Genomic DNA, 15,281 nt, shown 5'->3' with positions numbered 1-15,281 from the left:
TGGGGCGGGCGTCGCTAGGGTCGGTCGACCTCGGAGACGAGCCGCGACGACGCGTCGACATCCACTGGCGCGTCACGATGCCGCACGATCACGTTCGCGTCGTGCGCAAGGCGCGCGGCGAGCGTTTCCGCGATGAACACCGACCGATGCTGCCCGCCCGTGCAGCCGATGGCGACGGTCAGGTAGCTGCGGTTGTCATCGCGGAAGTGCGGCAGCCATTTCATCAGGAACGCATGGATGTCGTCGATCATCTGGTGGACGATCGGCAGTGCGTCGAGAAAGGCGATGACCGGCTGGTCGAGCCCGGTGAGCGGGCGCAACTCGTGGTCGTAGTACGGATTCGGCAGCGCGCGCACGTCGAACATCAGATCGGCGTCGAGCGGCACGCCGCGCTTGAAGCCGAACGATTCGAACATCACCATCAGGTCGTTGTTCTTCTGCTCGATGAAGCGCTTGACCCAAGTACGCAGCGCGTTCGCGCGCAGCGTGCTGGTGTCGATCTGGTGGCCGAATTCGGCGAGCGGCGCGACGAGGTGGCGTTCGCGCTCGATCGCTTCCTCGAGCGACGACAGCAGGCCGACGTCCGCATCGTGCGACAGCGAGCCGGACAGCGGATGGCGGCGGCGCGTTTCGGAGAAGCGCTGGATCAGCGCCTGGGTGCTCGCGTTGAGGAACAGCACGCGCACGTCGTGCTCGCGCGACAGGTCGCGGATCAGGCCAGGCATTTCGTCGAGCGACGCGCTCGAGCGCGCGTCGATCGCGACCGCGAGCCGGTGCTGGCCATCCTCGGCGAGGTAGCGGGTGAGTTCGGGGAGCACGTGCGGCGGCAGGTTGTCGACGCAGTAATAGCCTGCGTCTTCGAGCGCGTTCAGCGCGACGGACTTGCCTGAGCCGGAGATGCCGGTGATGAGGACGATGCGCATGGGAAGCAGAGAATCCTGACGTTTCATCATAGCACCGGCTCGACGCGTCGGCGTTGCGCGGCCGGCGCGTGCGGGTTACACCAGTTTGCCGGGGAACTGACTGTCGGGATCTTGCATCGCCAGTCGTTGCCGATCCATGAAATCGCGCAATGTGTCGATTCCGCGCAACTGCAGGATCGTGTTCCGGACGGCCGCCTCGACGAGCACCGCGAGGTTGCGGCCGGCCGCCACCTGGATCGTGACCTTGCTGATCGGCAGGCCGAGCACGTCGACCGTCTGGCTTTCGAGCGGCAGGCGCTGGAATTCGCCGTCGGGGCGCCGCACGAGCTGGACGATCAGCTTCAGCTTCATTTTCCGCCGCACGGCGGTTTCGCCGAAGATCGTCTTGATGTCGAGCAGGCCGAGACCGCGCACTTCGAGCAGGTTCTGCAGCAGCGGCGGGCAGCGCCCTTCGACGAAATCGGGGCCAAGTCGGACGAAATCGACCGCGTCGTCGGCGACGAGGCCGTGGCCGCGGCTGATCAGCTCGAGGCCGAGTTCGCTCTTGCCGAGGCCCGAATCGCCGGTCAGCAGCACGCCCATCCCGAGGATGTCGATGAACACGCCGTGCAGCGTCGCGCGCGGTGCGAGGATGCGCGACATGTAGAGCCGCAGGCTGTCGATCACCGCGGCGGCCGACATGGGCGTGGTGAACAACGGGGTCGACGAGCGCGTGCAGCGCAGCACGAGTTCGGGCGGGGCCGCGGCCCCGCCGGCGACGACGAGGAACGGCGGTTCGAGCGCGATCAGCTCGGCCATGTGGCGCGAGCGGTCTTCGTCGGTTTGCCGCTGGTAGTAGTCGATTTCGGCTTCGCCGAGCACCTGGATCCGGTTCGGGTGGATCAGGTTCAGGTGGCCGACGAGGTCGGCGCTCGAGGTTGCATTGCCGACGGTGTCGGCCGAAAAACCGCGCTCCCAGCCTTCATGCCCCGTCAGCCAGCTCAGTTTCAGCGTGGCCGCGTTGTCGTCGAAGATGCTCTGGGCGTTGATGCTGGACGTATCCATGACTCTCGTCACTCCAATGGGCCGGTGCGTGCGCGCGGCGACGGACGTCGCCATGCCGGGCCGGCGCCGGGCGGCCCTGAACGGCGGCGTGTGCCGCCGCGTACGGGAAAATATTCCGCCCGGATCAACTCAAGGTTGCCACTGAGTGAGCAGGCGATGCAACTCGGCGATATCCGTTTCGTTGTGCAGACGCTCGCGTGCGTCGCGATCGGACAGCAGTTGCGCGATTTCCGACAGGATCTCGAGGTGCTGCTGGGTGGCTTGCTCGGGCACGAGGAGGAAGATCAGGAGGCCGACCGGCTGGCCGTCGGGGGCTTCGAACGGGATCGCATCGGCGAGCCGGACGAACGCGGCGAGCGGGTGCTTGAGACCCTTGATGCGCCCGTGCGGAATCGCGACACCTTCGCCGAGCCCGGTCGAGCCGAGGCGCTCGCGCGCGAACAGGTTGTCCGTGACGGTGCTGCGGGCGATGCCGTTCTGATTCTCGAACATCAGCCCGGCTTGTTCGAACACGCGTTTCTTGCTGGTGACTGAGAGGTCGATGACGACGTTCTCTATGGGCAGGATTTTGGCTAGGCGATTCATGTTGGCAGGCGATTGGGCGGCCTGGGGTCTCCTTGCGGCGGCAGACTGATTATCCATGTTCGGCGATATCAAGGCGTTCGGCATCGGCAACCTGCAAGGCAGCTACCGCATCCAGCGCCCCCCGGCGATAACCGGAACATTATAGAGCACAGCCGCGTGCGTGGCGCAGCGCGGAAGGACCGGTTGCACCCCTGCGCGGAGTCGCAAAAAAAACGCCCGGCGAACCGGGCGACGTATGTGTTGCGGTGAAGGTTACTGCGGCGGCAGTTCGATCTGGTCGATCGACGGTTGAAGCTTGATCGGGTCGTGCGCGTGCGTTTGCAGGCGCTCCATGTGCTTGACGACCTGGCGATCCAGCTTGTCGATCAGCAGGTCGATCGCTGCATACAGGTTACCGTTCGCGCTTTCGACGAAGATGTCCTTGCCCTTCAGGTGCAGGTTGATTTCCGCGCGCTGCTGCTTGTCCTTTTCCTTGTGGTTGTCGACCGAGAGGATCACAGTGCCATCGATCACCTGATCGCTATGCCGTAGCACCCGGTCCAGCTTGGTGATCACGTATTCGCGAATTGCAGGCGTGACTTCGAGATGATGTCCACTGATCTTCAGGTTCATAGTGCTTCTCCAAGCGAGTGACCACCCGGCCGCATCGAGGCGGCGCTCCGGTCGACTTGCCCGTGCCGCACGAAGGCGGCGTATCGCGGACAGGTCGCCCGGCCTGTTCCCCGTGTGCGCGGTGGTCGGGACACGCCTGCCGCCGGGCAGGCAGCAGGCTTAAAGAGACTTGCGCAGATTCACTGCCGGGATCTTGAGGGCTTCGCGATACTTCGCGACCGTGCGGCGCGCGACCACGAATCCCTGTTCTGCCAGCAGCTCGGCAATGCGGCTGTCCGAAAGTGGCGATTTAGGGTCTTCAGCTCCTATCAGTTGCTTGATGAGGGCTCGGATGGCTGTCGACGAAGCGGCGCCACCGGTGTCGGTCGAGACGTGAGATCCGAAGAAGTACTTAAATTCAAGCGTCCCGAACGGGGTCAGCATGTACTTCCCGGTTGTCACACGGCTGACAGTCGACTCGTGTAGGCCCAGCGTATCAGCTATTTCCCGCAAAACCAAGGGGCGCATGGCAATTTCACCGTGCGCAAAGAAGTTCTTTTGACGCTCGACAATGGCCTGCGCGACACGCAGGATCGTGTCGAAACGCTGCTGGATATTCTTGATCAGCCAGCGTGCTTCCTGGAGCTGCTGCTTGAGCGAACCGGCCGACGGATCGCCGCGGCTGTTGCGCAGGATGTTCGCGTAAAGGTTGTTGATCCGCAGGCGCGGCACGACCTCCGGATTGAGCTCCGCGAGCCATCCTTGGCCGGCTTTCTTCACGATGATGTCGGGCACGACGTAGTCGGCCTCGGCCTTGCCGTACGCGGCGCCGGGGAACGGCTCCAGCGAGCGGATCAGCGTGTGCGCGTCACGCAGCGCGTCGTCGCTCGCCTTCAGGTGCTTGCGCAGCCGCGTGAAGTCGCGGGCGGCGAGCAGCTCGAGATGCTGCGACACGATCTCGAGCGCGAGCGTGCGTGTCGGGGACGGATCGAGGCGCAGCAACTGGAGCTTCAGGCATTCGGATGCCGAGCGGGCACCGACCCCGGCCGGATCGAAGCTGTGCAGCAGCGCGAGCGCCGCGTTCAGTTCGTCGCAGTCGATTTCCAGCTCGGGCGGCAGGTCGGCGAGCACTTCATCGAGCGTGGCGGTCAGGTAACCGTCGTCGTCGAGCGTTTCGATCAGGAACATCACGAGCGCGCGGTCGCGCGGGCCGGCCTGCGTGACGCGCAATTGCGCGGACAGGTGGTCGCGCAGCGACGTCGCCGCTTCCTGGACCTGCAGCGGCGGGAGGTCGTCGTCGTCGGATGCGCCGCTCGAGCGGCCGTATTCGTCGAGGTTCCACTGCGGGCCGTCGTTGCCGTCGCCGGATGCATAACCGTCGTATTCGTCCGCGCCGGCCGGCTCGTCGCGTTCGGCACGATCGCTCGACGAACTGCTGCCGTTGGTCGCAGCGGGCTCGGTGTTCTGCGCGGGAGGCGTCTGCGCGATCAGCGATCCGTCCGCAGCGACACGCAGCGGGCTCGCGATCCATTCATCCTCGTTCTCGAGCAGCGGGTTCTGCGCGACGGCCATCGCGACTTCCTGCTGCAATTCGAGCGTCGACAACTGCAGGAGCCGGATCGACTGCTGTAGCTGGGGCGTCAGCGCCAGATGTTGCGACAGGCGGAGTTGAAGGCTGGCTTTCATGGCAAGGAGGGAGTCATACCGGCAGTTTGCCACGACCCAGGCGCGTTGAGCCATCCGCGATTACGCGCGGCGCGCCGCCCGGCCGCAGGCATGGCCGCGAAGCGGGGCGCGGCCCCGCGCGGCGACGCCGGGCGGGGTGCAGCCAGCCACGAGGAGGAGTTACATCCGGAAGTGTTCGCCGAGGTACACGCGGCGTACGCTTTCGTTTTCGATGATTTCGCTCGGCGCACCGGCGGCGAGCACCGAGCCGTCGCTGATGATGTAGGCGTGGTCGCAGATGCCGAGCGTTTCGCGGACGTTGTGATCGGTAATCAGCACGCCGATGTTGCGCTGCTTCAGGAACTTGACGATCTTCTGGATCTCGAGCACCGCGATCGGGTCGACGCCGGCGAACGGTTCGTCGAGCAGGATGAAGTTCGGGTTGGTGGCGAGCGCGCGCGCGATTTCGACCCGGCGCCGTTCGCCGCCCGACAGCGACAGCGCGGGATTCTCGCGCAGGTGGGCGATCTGCAGCTCGTCGAGCAGCGCTTCGGCGCGCGACGAGATCGCGTCCTTCGACAGCCGCTTGCCGTCTTCGCCGTGCTGCAGCTCGAGTACCGCGCGGATGTTCTCCTCGACGGTCAGCTTGCGGAACACGGACGCTTCCTGCGGCAGGTACGACAGGCCGAGCGACGCGCGCTTGTGGATCGGCAGCAGGCTGATCGAGCTGCCGTTCAGCGAGATCTCGCCCGCGTCGAGCGGCACCAGGCCGACGATCATGTAGAACGACGTGGTCTTGCCGGCGCCGTTCGGGCCGAGCAGGCCGACGACTTCGCCGCTCTTCACGTCGAGCGACACGTCCTTGACGACCGTGCGCGAGCCGTAGCGCTTCTTCAGGTTGCGGACGACGAGCGAGCTCGTCGTGCCGGCCGGCTGGCGGTTCGGTAGCGCGTTCATTGGCCCGGCGCCCCCTGGATCGTGGTCGACGGCGACAGCTTTGCCGGCGCGCCGTTCAGCGGCGCGGGGCCGCCGTTCTTCGGCGACAGCATCGCGCGCACGCGGCCGTTCGGGTTGCCCGGCGCGGCGACGTCCTTGCCGCCCTTCGCGGTGTAGAAGTCGCGCTGGCCGTCGTACGTGATCACGCTGCCGTGCACGGTATCGGCGACGGTCGACGTACCCTGCAGGCGGCGCACGGTCGCGGCGGTGGTCAGCGTGGTCAGGTCCTGCTTGCCGTCGTAGTCGATGCGCTCGGCGTCGCCGTCGATGTACTCGTCGAGGCCTTCGCGCTTCTGGCGGAACGTCGCGTGCTTCTTGCCGCTGCCGAACGAAGTGGCGTACTGATAGCCTTCCGGGTCCTGGCGCACTTCGACGCGATCGCCCTTGATGATGATCGTGCCCTTCGTGATCACGACGTTGCCGGTCGCGACCGTGACCTGCTTCAGGTCGTCATAGGTCAGGTTGTCGGCCTCGACGTTGATCGGCTTGCCTTGGTCGGCCTTCTCGGCATGGGCGAGCGGCGCCAGCCCGACCAGCGGGAGCGCCACGAGCGTCGCGGCAAGCGCGGCGCGGACGGCGCGCGCAGCGCCGCCGGAAATCTGTCGAGGGAACGATTCGTTCATGCAGTCACGTGAGGGATGCGTCACTTGGGTTGACCTTTCGAGCCGCCGGACGTGTCCTGCGCGGCGATCGTGCCGCGCACGTTGCCGTAGAGCTCGATGACCCGGGTGACGTTGTTGTACTTCATGCCGTCGGTCGCGTTGACGAGCGACAGGCCGCGCTGAAGTTTAACCGGCTTTTCGGTCTGGATCACATCGTCATTGACGAAGATCCGGAAATGCTGGGAATCAGCCTGCATCTGCGGATCGCCGCCGCCGGCCGCACGCAGGATGCGCGCGTCGTCGTACAGGTCGACGATCGACACGTCGCCGTTGACGGTGCCGCGCTTCGAGGTGGTCGTCACGACCGGCTTGCCGGGCTGGAACGCGCGCATGGCCGGATCGGTCAGGTCGCTGTCTTCGGTGTCTTCGTAATGGATCAGCTTCGCGGCCGTCAGCCGGTACTGGGTCGCGCCCGACTGGTCGAGCTCGGTGACCGAGAAGTTGTCGGCGAAATAGTCGGGCGTGTGGCGCTTCGGCTGCACGGTGCCCTCGCCGGGCGGCGGCAGCGTGGCCTGCAGCAGCCACCAGGTGATGCCCGCGAGCGCGGCGACCGCGACGAGCGGCAGCAACTGGGTCCAGCGGAAATGCGTGTTCATCCGTCAGGCTCCGCAGGCGGCCGCGAGCAGCGCGTCGTAGCGGCGCTGCGCGCGCAGGATCGCGTCGCAGACTTCGCGGACGGCGCCGTGGCCGCCGCGGGCCTCGGCCACCCAGTGCGCGCGGGCGATCACCTCGGGGTGCGCGTTCGCGGGGGCCGTCGCGAAGCCGCAGCGCAGCATCACGGGCAGGTCGGGCCAGTCGTCGCCCATGTAGCCGCACTGGTCGGCGGTGAGGCCGAGCGACGCGATCAGGTCGGTGAACACGGCGAGCTTGTTCTCGACGCCCTGGAACAGGTGCGCGATCTTCATTTCCTTCGCACGTGCCGCGACGATCTCCGAGCGACGGCCCGTGATGATCGCGGTCGCGATGCCGGCTTCGCCGAGCAGCTTCACGCCGTGGCCGTCGAGCGAATTGAACGACTTCATCGCGTCGCCGGCCGCGGTAAACAGCAGGCCGCCGTCGGTCAGCACACCGTCGACGTCGAAAATCATCAGCTTCACGCGGCTCGCGCGTTCGACCGCAGTCAGCGCTGCGCTCATCAGATCACCTTCTTCGAAAACAGGTCGTGCATGTTCAGCGCGCCGATCAGCACGCCGTCGGCATCGACCACCAGCATCTGGTTGATCCGGTGGCGCTCCATCAGTTCCACGGCCTCGACCGCCAGGTGATCCGGTGCAACCGTGCGCGGGTCGCGCGTCATCACGTCGGTGATCGGCAGCGTGCGGAAGTCGCCGTCGCGCGCGAGCACGCGGCGCAGGTCGCCATCGGTGAAGATGCCCGCGACCTTGCCGCCGGCGTCGACCACGGCGGTCATGCCGAGGCGCTTCGCGGTGATCTGGAACAGGGCGTCCGACAGCGTCGCGTCGAGCCCGACGGACGGGACGTCGTCGCCCGAGCGCATCACGTCGCGCACGTAGGTGAGCAGGCGCCGGCCGAGTGCGCCGCCCGGGTGCGAGCGCGCGAAATCTTCCGAGCCGAAGCCGCGCGCGTCGAGCACCGCCACGGCGAGCGCGTCGCCGAGCGCGAGCGCGGCGGTCGTGCTCGCCGTGGGCGCGAGGTTCATCGGACAGGCCTCTTTCGAGACCGCGGCGTTCAGGTTCACGTCGGCGAGCGTGCCGAGGCTCGATTCCGCGCGGCCCGTGATCGCGATCAGCTTCGCGCCGATCCGCTTCACGAGCGGCAGGATCGCCACGAGTTCTTCCGATTCGCCGGAATAGGAGATGCCGATGAAGACGTCGTCGGAGGTGACCATCCCGAGGTCGCCGTGGCTGGCCTCGGCCGGGTGGACGAAGAAGGCCGGCGTGCCGGTGCTGGCCAGCGTGGCCGCGATCTTGCGGGCGATATGCCCCGATTTGCCGATACCGGACACCACCACGCGGCCGCGGCAGCCGAGCAGCAGCGCGACGGCCTGGACGAAGCCGCCGTCGAGCTGGTCGCGCAGCGCGCGCACGGCGTCCGCCTCGATGTCGAGCACGTCGCGGGCGAGCGCGAGCGCCCGGTCATCATTGATTTTCGCTATCATGCGCGGAGTATAGCAAAGGCGTTTGTTCGCCGCGCCGGGCCTTCGGACTCGTCCGAGGTCGCCTGACCACCGCCACCACCCGCGCCCGCATTGCCGTGGCCCCGACGAACGAGGACGCTTCGCCCGTGATTTCCCCGCTCGAAATGACCCTGCTGCTGCTGCTGGCCTCAGTGGTGGGCGTCGTCGTATTCCGCTCGTTGAACCTGCCGCCGATGCTCGGCTACCTGACCGTCGGCATCCTGGTCGGCCCGCATGCGTTCGGCATCGCGGCGGATCTGGAGCGGGCCGAGCATCTCGCGGAATTCGGCGTGGTGTTCCTGATGTTTTCGATCGGCCTCGAGTTCTCGCTGGCGAAGCTGAGGGCGATGCAGCGGCTCGTGTTCGGGCTCGGGCTGCTGCAGGTCGTCGCGACCCTCGTGCTCGCGCTCGTGCTGGGCATGCTGTTCGAGCACTGGGTGCACATCACGTGGCAGGGCAGCATCGCGCTCGGCGGCGCGCTCGCGATGTCGTCGACGGCGATCGTGTCGAAGATGCTCGCCGAGCGGCTCGAGATCGAGACCGAGCACGGCCGCAACATCTTCGGCGTGCTGCTGTTCCAGGATCTCGCGGTGGTGCCGCTGCTGATCGTGATCGCCGCGTTCGGCGCCGAATCGTCGAAGGACCTCGCGATCACGCTCGGCTTCGCGGCCGTCAAGATCGTGATCGCGCTCACGCTGCTGCTGGTCATCGGCCAGCGTTTCATGACGCGCTGGCTCAACGTCGTCGCACGGCGCCGCTCGCAGGAGCTGTTCGTGCTGAACCTGCTGCTCGTCACGCTCGGCGCCGCATTCATCACCGACCGCTTCGGCCTGTCGCTCGCGCTCGGCGCGTTCATCGCGGGGATGCTGATCTCCGAGACGCCGTTCCGCCATCAGGTGGAGGAGGACATCAAGCCGTTCCGCGACGTGCTGCTCGGCCTGTTCTTCGTGACGACCGGGATGCTGCTCGACCCGCGCGTGATCTGGGAGCACCCGTTGCTCGTGCTCGGTTTCTTCGTCGGGCAGATCCTGTTCAAGGGGACGATGATCGCCGGGCTCGCGCGGCTGTTCGGCGCGACGCCGGGCGTGGCGATGCGCACCGGCATCGGGCTCGCGCAGGCCGGCGAATTCGGCTTCGTGCTGCTGAACCTGATCCTCGACCGGCATCTCGTCGATTCGACGCTGCTGCAGGCGATCCTCGCGTCGATGCTGCTGTCGATGCTCGCGGCGCCGTTCCTGATCCAGAACGCCGACCGGATCGTGATGCGGCTGTCGTCGACCGAATGGATGCAGCAGTCGCTGCAGATGACGCGGATCGCGACGCAAAGCCTCAAGCAGCGCGGCCACGTGATCATCTGCGGCTACGGCCGTGCAGGGCAGAACCTGGCGCGGATGCTCGAACAGGAAGGCATTTCGTACGTCGCGCTCGACCTCGACCCCGATCGCGTGAGCGCGGCCGCGGCGGCCGGCGAATCGGTCGTGTTCGGCGACGCGGCGCGCCGCGAGTCGCTGCTCGCGGCCGGTATCCACCGCGCGGCGGCGGTGGCGATCACCTATGCGAACACGCCGTCCGCGTTGCGCGTGCTGCATCACGTGCACGAACTCGAGCCGACGCTGCCCGCGATCGTGCGCACCGTCGACGATGCCGATCTCGAGAAGCTGCTCGCAGCCGGCGCGACCGAGGTGATTCCGGAGATCGTCGAGGGCAGCCTGATGCTCGCGTCGCACACGCTGGTGCTGGTCGGCGTGCCGATGCGCAAGGTCGTGCGGCGCGTCGAGGAGATGCGCGACGAGCGCTACAGCCTGCTGCGCGGCTATTTCCGCGGCGCGGACGACGCGGACGACGACGACCACGAGCAGGTGCGGCTACAATCGGTGCCGGTCGATGCGCGCGCGGACGCGGTCGGGCGTTCGCTGGAAGAACTGGGGCTGTATGCACTCGGGCTCGAAGTCACGGCGATTCGCCGGCATGGTATCCGCGGCGTCGAACCCGATCCGCAAACCAAGCTGCGCGCGAGCGACATCGTCGTGCTGCGCGGGCTGCCCGAGGCGCTCGCGCTCGCGGAGGAGCGGCTGTCGCGCCATCGGCGCGAACCGCCAGCCGCGGCCGCCTGAGCCGCGCTGGTTTGATAACCTGACCCGTATTTATTCGGAACGGTGCCCGATCTTCGCGCACCGTTTTTTTCGGAGAGTTTCATGCCGCATTCGTCGTCGGGCGCACCGCTCGATCCGGTCGCCTTCATCCACAGCCAGATCCGCACGGTGCCCGACTGGCCGCAGCCGGGCGTGATGTTCCGCGACATCACGACGCTGCTGCAGAGCCCGAAGGCGCTGCGCATCCTCGTCGACCTGTTCGTCGAGCGCTATGTCGATGCGAAGCTCGACTATGTCGCGGGCCTCGATGCACGCGGCTTCATCATCGCGCCGATCGTCGCGTACGAACTGAGCGTCGGCTTCGTGCCGATCCGCAAGGTCGGCAAGCTGCCGTACAAGACGCGCTCGGAATCGTACGACCTCGAATACGGCAGCGCGACCGTCGAGATTCATGAAGATGCGTGCCGCCCCGGCGACCGCGTGATCATCATGGACGACCTGATCGCGACCGGCGGCACGATGATGGCGGGGCGCAACCTGCTGCAGCGGCTCGGCGCGGAGGTCGTCGAAGGCACGGCGATCATCGACCTGCCCGATCTCGGCGGCTCGGCGCTGCTGCGCAACGCGGGACTGCCGGTTTATACCGTCACCGAATTCGCCGGCCACTGAACGCCGGCCAGCCTGAGCTTCCACGTTACGCAGCGAGGTCACGATGCCCAACTTCATGCTGTTTCTCGCCACGTCGATCGCGATCACGTTCGCGCCGGGGCCCGACAACCTGCAGGTGCTCGCACGCGGCATCTCGCAAGGCCGCGCGGCCGGCTTCGTCGCCGCGCTCGGCTTCACGGCGGGGATCCTGTTCCACACGACGCTCGCGGCGCTCGGCGTCGCGGCCGTGCTGCGTTCGTCGCCGGTCGCGTTCCAGATCCTGAAGCTCGCGGGCGCCGCATACCTCGTGTGGATCGGCATCAAGGCGCTGCGCAGCCAGGGGCTCTCGAATGCGCACGCGCGCCCGCCGCAGCCGCTCGGCACGATCTTCCGGCAAAGCGTGATCGGCAACCTGATGAACCCGAAGGTCACGCTGTTCTTCGTCGTGTTCCTGCCGCAGTTCGTCGATCCGCACGGCGCGCAGGGCGTCACGCTGCAGATGTTCGAACTCGGCGCGCTGTTCATGCTGCAGACGGCCGCGGTCTTCTCGCTGTTCGGCGTCGGCGCGGGCATGATCGGCGCATGGCTGAAGCGCCGTCCGAAGGCCGGCGTGTGGCTCGACCGGATCGCCGGCGCGACGTTCATCGCGATCGGCATCCGCGTGGCGCTGAAGGACTGACACACGATGACGTTTCCGTGCATTGCGGCTGCGCGCCGCTTCGATCCCGCTGCGCACCTGCGTTTCGAGATTGCCGGCCAGGCTGTCGGCTGGGTGCGCCGTGAGGACGTCGCGATGCTGGCGCGGTGGCCCGACGTGTTCGAGCTGGCCGATGAGCGCGTCGTGCTGTCGGCGCGCTACGATTCGGTCGACGCACGCAGCATGGCGCTGGCGAGCGCGATCGGGGCGCTCGCGGCCGAAGGCGCGATTCCCGGCTGGCGCGACGAGATCTACGCGATCCGCAACCGCTTCGACGATCCGCCGCTCGCGTACATCGAGCGCGCCGCATCGCGCTTCTTCGGCACGCAGACTTACGCGGTGCATCTGAACGGCATCGTAGAATATGCGGTTGCACCGGGCGAGCCGTCCGCCGCGGCCGTCCCGCAGATGTGGCTCGGCCGCCGCAGCGAGACCAAGGCAACCGACCCCGGCATGCTCGACAACGTCGTCGCCGGCGGAATTGGCTGGGGCCTGGGCGTTCACGAGACGCTCGCGAAGGAATGCTGGGAAGAAGCCGGCATTCCGGCCGAACTGGCCGCGCGCGCGATCGCGGGCCGCGCGGTGCAGGTGCTGTGCTCGCTGCCGGAAGGCACGCAGTCCGAACTGATCTTCGTGTACGACCTGCCGCTGCCGCGCGACTTCGCGCCGCGCAACCAGGACGGCGAAGTGGCCGAGCACCTGCTGGCCGGCGTGCCCGAGGTGATCGGCTGGCTGCGCGCCGGCCGCGCGACCATGGATGCGAGCCTCGCGACGCTCGACACGCTGCTGCGTCACCGCTGGATCCCGGCGGCCGACGCGGCGGGCATCGACGCCCTGTTCGCACCGGCCGCGTGACGCGTGCCGCGCACGCAGCCTGGCGGCGCGAACGGGCAATTTGACGAATACGGAAACGAAGGGAGTAGCGGTCATGCCGACCGATCACAGCTTTATCTTGAAACTGTCGTGCCCCGACCGGCACGGCATCGTCCATGCGGTCTCGGGCTTCCTGTTCGAGCGCAGCAACAACATCCTCGATTCGGCGCAGTTCGGCGACAGCCGCACCAGCGAGTTCTTCATGCGCGTGCACTTCGAGCAGGACGGCGGCGGCGCGGATGCCGCGACGGCGCTCGACACGCTTCGCAAGGAATTCGCGCCGCTCGCCGAACAGTTCTCGATGCGCTGGGAAATGCATGACGCGGCCGTGAAGCCGCGCGTCGTGATCATGGTGTCGAAGATCGGCCACTGCCTGAACGACCTGCTGTTCCGCTATCGCACCGGCCAGCTGCCGATCGAGATCCCGGCGATCGTGTCGAACCACAAGGAGTTCTACCAGCTCGCCGCGAGCTACAACATCCCGTTCCATCACTTTCCGCTGATCGGCGGCTCGTCGGATGCCGCGAAGGCCGCACAGGAAGCGCGCGTGCTGGAAGTGATCGACGAGCACCAGGCCGATCTCGTCGTGCTCGCGCGCTACATGCAGATCCTGTCGCCGAACCTGTGCAAGCAGCTCGCCGGCCGCGCGATCAACATCCATCATTCGTTCCTGCCGAGCTTCAAGGGGGCGAAGCCGTACTACCAGGCGTTCGATCGCGGCGTGAAGCTGATCGGTGCGACCGCGCACTACGTGACGACCGATCTCGACGAAGGCCCGATCATCGAGCAGGAAGTCGAGCGCGTCGACCACAGCATGACGCCCGACCAGTTGACCGCGATCGGCCGCGACGTCGAATGCGTGACGCTGGCGCGCGCGGTGAAGTGGCACGTCGAGCACCGGATCGTGCTGAACGGGACGAAGACGGTCGTGTTCCGCTGATGTGTTGAATGCCGATTGCCGGCCGTCGGCTGGCGGGCAATCACAAACAAAAACGCCGCGCCCTTTACGGGGCGCGGCGTTTTTTTTCGCTGTTGGCGGGTGGGCTGCTTCAGATCAGCCGCAGCAGGTACAGCTCGCGCTTCAGGTACGCGTAGAAGATCGGCGCGGCGATCACGCCCGGCAGCCCGAACGCGGCCTCCATGATCAGCATCGCGAGCAGCAGCTCCCACGCGCGCGACTCGATCTGGCCGCCGATGATCTTCGCGTTCAGGAAGTATTCGAGCTTGTGGATGATCACGAGGAACGCCAGCGACGCGATCGCGGTGCCCATGCTGACCGATAGCGACACGGCGACGATCAGCGTGTTCGAGATCAGGTTGCCGATCACGGGCAGCAGGCCGACGATGAACGTGACGAGCACGAGCGTTTTCGACAGCGGCAGCCGCTGATGGAAGATCGGCAGCGCGACGAGCAGGTAGATGCCCGTGAACACCGCGTTGATCGCCGAGATCTTGATCTGCGCGAACACGATCCGGCGGAATGCGTCGGCGAAGCGCGACACGCGCGTGACGAGCGCCGTGGACAGCGGCCGGCGCACCTTGCCGTGCTCGACGCCGATCGCGATCATCGCGCCGATGATCATCCCGAACAGCACATGGCCGAAGCCGCGCGCGACGCTCTTGCCGCTTTGCTGGAGCTGGTCCATGTGCGAGTGCATCAGCACGGCGGCCTTCGTCTTCATCTGCTCGACGTCGACGGGCAGCAGGTTCGCGATCCAGGCCGGCGTGCGGGCGCGGGTCTGCTCGACGATCTGCATCAGCTGGTCGAGCAGGCTTTGCAGGTTCGGCACCGTGCGCTCGAAGTGTTCGATGATGCCGATCGTCAGGCCCGTCAACGCGCCGACGATCGCGATCGACAGCAGCACGACGGCGACCCAGCGCGCGCGCATGCTCGTGGTGTGGCGTTCGATCACGGGGGCGATCGTGTGGATCAGCTGGTAGACCAGCAGGCCGGCCAGCAGCCCGCCGAGCAGCTTGAGTTCGATCACGAGCCACATCGCGAGGATCGCGAACGCATAGCTGCCGATCTCGAGCGCCGACAGCTTCGGCAGGCTGAAGTCGCTCGTCAGCCGCACGCTGCGCAGGTGCGGTTCGCGATTCTGCGCATCGCGCGACGAGTCTGGTTGCTTCTCCATCGTGGATTCCTGTCGTTCGTGTGTCATGCCGCGGAATGCGCGGCAGAGCCGTGTTCGCCCGGCGCCGCACTGGATTGGTGCGTACGGCGAACCTTACGACCGTAAAGTATAGCTGCCATTATGGTCCGCAACCGGGCCGTTTGGCGCATGGTGTAAACGCAGGAGGGAAAACGAGAAGGGGCCGGTTCGGCGGTGCGCAAGGGCGCGCGGCCGGGCGGCCGCGCGCGGGAAG

The 15,281-nt window shown here is 66.8% G+C and carries 16 protein-coding genes; 5 read left to right on the top strand and 11 right to left on the bottom strand.

What is annotated here, in order from left to right; translation table 11 throughout:
- Positions 1-14 precede the first annotated feature (14 nt).
- From rapZ to kdsD, 10 genes are all read right to left on the bottom strand, one after another.
- Complete coding sequence (rapZ, locus tag CFB43_RS15475) at positions 15-923, bottom strand: RNase adapter RapZ (RefSeq protein WP_089495664.1); 909 nt, start codon at positions 921-923, stop codon at positions 15-17.
- 75 nt (positions 924-998) lie between these two features.
- Entirely contained in the window at positions 999-1,967 is a 969-nt protein-coding gene (hprK, locus tag CFB43_RS15470) for an HPr(Ser) kinase/phosphatase (protein WP_011353227.1), read from the bottom strand.
- Between the two features lie 129 nt (positions 1,968-2,096).
- A complete protein-coding gene (locus CFB43_RS15465) occupies positions 2,097-2,636 on the bottom strand; it encodes a PTS sugar transporter subunit IIA (protein WP_011353226.1) in 540 nt (179 codons plus the stop codon).
- Positions 2,637-2,804: 168 nt separating this feature from the next.
- Positions 2,805-3,164, bottom strand: a complete 360-nt coding sequence (gene hpf / locus CFB43_RS15460; RefSeq protein ID WP_006477786.1) for a ribosome hibernation-promoting factor, HPF/YfiA family — start codon at positions 3,162-3,164, stop codon at positions 2,805-2,807.
- Positions 3,165-3,323: 159 nt separating this feature from the next.
- Complete coding sequence (locus CFB43_RS15455; protein WP_089495663.1) at positions 3,324-4,829, bottom strand: RNA polymerase factor sigma-54; 1,506 nt, start codon at positions 4,827-4,829, stop codon at positions 3,324-3,326.
- Between the two features lie 159 nt (positions 4,830-4,988).
- Positions 4,989-5,765, bottom strand: coding sequence for an LPS export ABC transporter ATP-binding protein (lptB, locus tag CFB43_RS15450; protein WP_039346017.1), 777 nt, complete (start codon positions 5,763-5,765; stop codon positions 4,989-4,991).
- Positions 5,762-6,427 (bottom strand): lipopolysaccharide transport periplasmic protein LptA, encoded by a 666-nt coding sequence (gene lptA, locus CFB43_RS15445; RefSeq protein ID WP_089426349.1) that lies wholly within the window; start codon positions 6,425-6,427, stop codon positions 5,762-5,764. The genes lptB and lptA overlap by 4 nt, the downstream gene beginning before the upstream one ends.
- Positions 6,428-6,447: 20 nt before the next feature.
- Complete coding sequence (gene lptC, locus CFB43_RS15440; protein ID WP_089441038.1) at positions 6,448-7,062, bottom strand: LPS export ABC transporter periplasmic protein LptC; 615 nt, start codon at positions 7,060-7,062, stop codon at positions 6,448-6,450.
- A 3-nt stretch (positions 7,063-7,065) separates the two neighbouring features.
- Positions 7,066-7,602: a KdsC family phosphatase gene (locus CFB43_RS15435; protein WP_089495662.1), complete on the bottom strand. Its 537-nt coding sequence runs from the start codon at positions 7,600-7,602 to the stop codon at positions 7,066-7,068.
- Positions 7,602-8,585: an arabinose 5-phosphate isomerase KdsD gene (kdsD, locus tag CFB43_RS15430; RefSeq protein WP_039345999.1), complete on the bottom strand. Its 984-nt coding sequence runs from the start codon at positions 8,583-8,585 to the stop codon at positions 7,602-7,604. The genes CFB43_RS15435 and kdsD overlap by 1 nt, the downstream gene beginning before the upstream one ends.
- Positions 8,586-8,710: 125 nt before the next feature.
- On the opposite strand from kdsD, the gene CFB43_RS15425 reads away from it, so the two are divergent.
- The 5 genes from CFB43_RS15425 (at position 8,711) to purU (ending at position 13,854) form a co-directional block, all read left to right on the top strand.
- Positions 8,711-10,717 (top strand): monovalent cation:proton antiporter family protein, encoded by a 2,007-nt coding sequence (locus tag CFB43_RS15425; protein ID WP_089495661.1) that lies wholly within the window; start codon positions 8,711-8,713, stop codon positions 10,715-10,717.
- 81 nt (positions 10,718-10,798) lie between these two features.
- Positions 10,799-11,365: an adenine phosphoribosyltransferase gene (locus CFB43_RS15420; protein ID WP_089495660.1), complete on the top strand. Its 567-nt coding sequence runs from the start codon at positions 10,799-10,801 to the stop codon at positions 11,363-11,365.
- Between the two features lie 43 nt (positions 11,366-11,408).
- Positions 11,409-12,023 carry a LysE family translocator gene (locus CFB43_RS15415; RefSeq protein ID WP_089495659.1) on the top strand — a complete coding sequence of 205 codons (615 nt, stop codon included), beginning with the start codon at positions 11,409-11,411 and terminating at the stop codon, positions 12,021-12,023.
- Between the two features lie 6 nt (positions 12,024-12,029).
- Positions 12,030-12,896: an NUDIX hydrolase gene (locus tag CFB43_RS15410; RefSeq protein WP_089495658.1), complete on the top strand. Its 867-nt coding sequence runs from the start codon at positions 12,030-12,032 to the stop codon at positions 12,894-12,896.
- 73 nt (positions 12,897-12,969) lie between these two features.
- On the top strand, positions 12,970-13,854 hold the full coding sequence (gene purU, locus CFB43_RS15405) for a formyltetrahydrofolate deformylase (protein WP_089426344.1): 885 nt from the start codon (positions 12,970-12,972) through the stop codon (positions 13,852-13,854).
- 109 nt (positions 13,855-13,963) lie between these two features.
- Here purU and CFB43_RS15400 read toward each other — a convergent pair whose 3' ends face one another.
- Positions 13,964-15,049: an AI-2E family transporter gene (locus tag CFB43_RS15400; protein ID WP_179243660.1), complete on the bottom strand. Its 1,086-nt coding sequence runs from the start codon at positions 15,047-15,049 to the stop codon at positions 13,964-13,966.
- Between the last annotated feature and the right edge of the window lie 232 nt (positions 15,050-15,281).

This window comes from Burkholderia sp. AU15512, from assembly GCF_002223325.1.
Classification (GTDB): domain Bacteria; phylum Pseudomonadota; class Gammaproteobacteria; order Burkholderiales; family Burkholderiaceae; genus Burkholderia.
The sequence above is the reverse complement of the archived record's forward strand: the minus strand, read 5'-3'. Positions and strand labels throughout refer to the sequence as shown.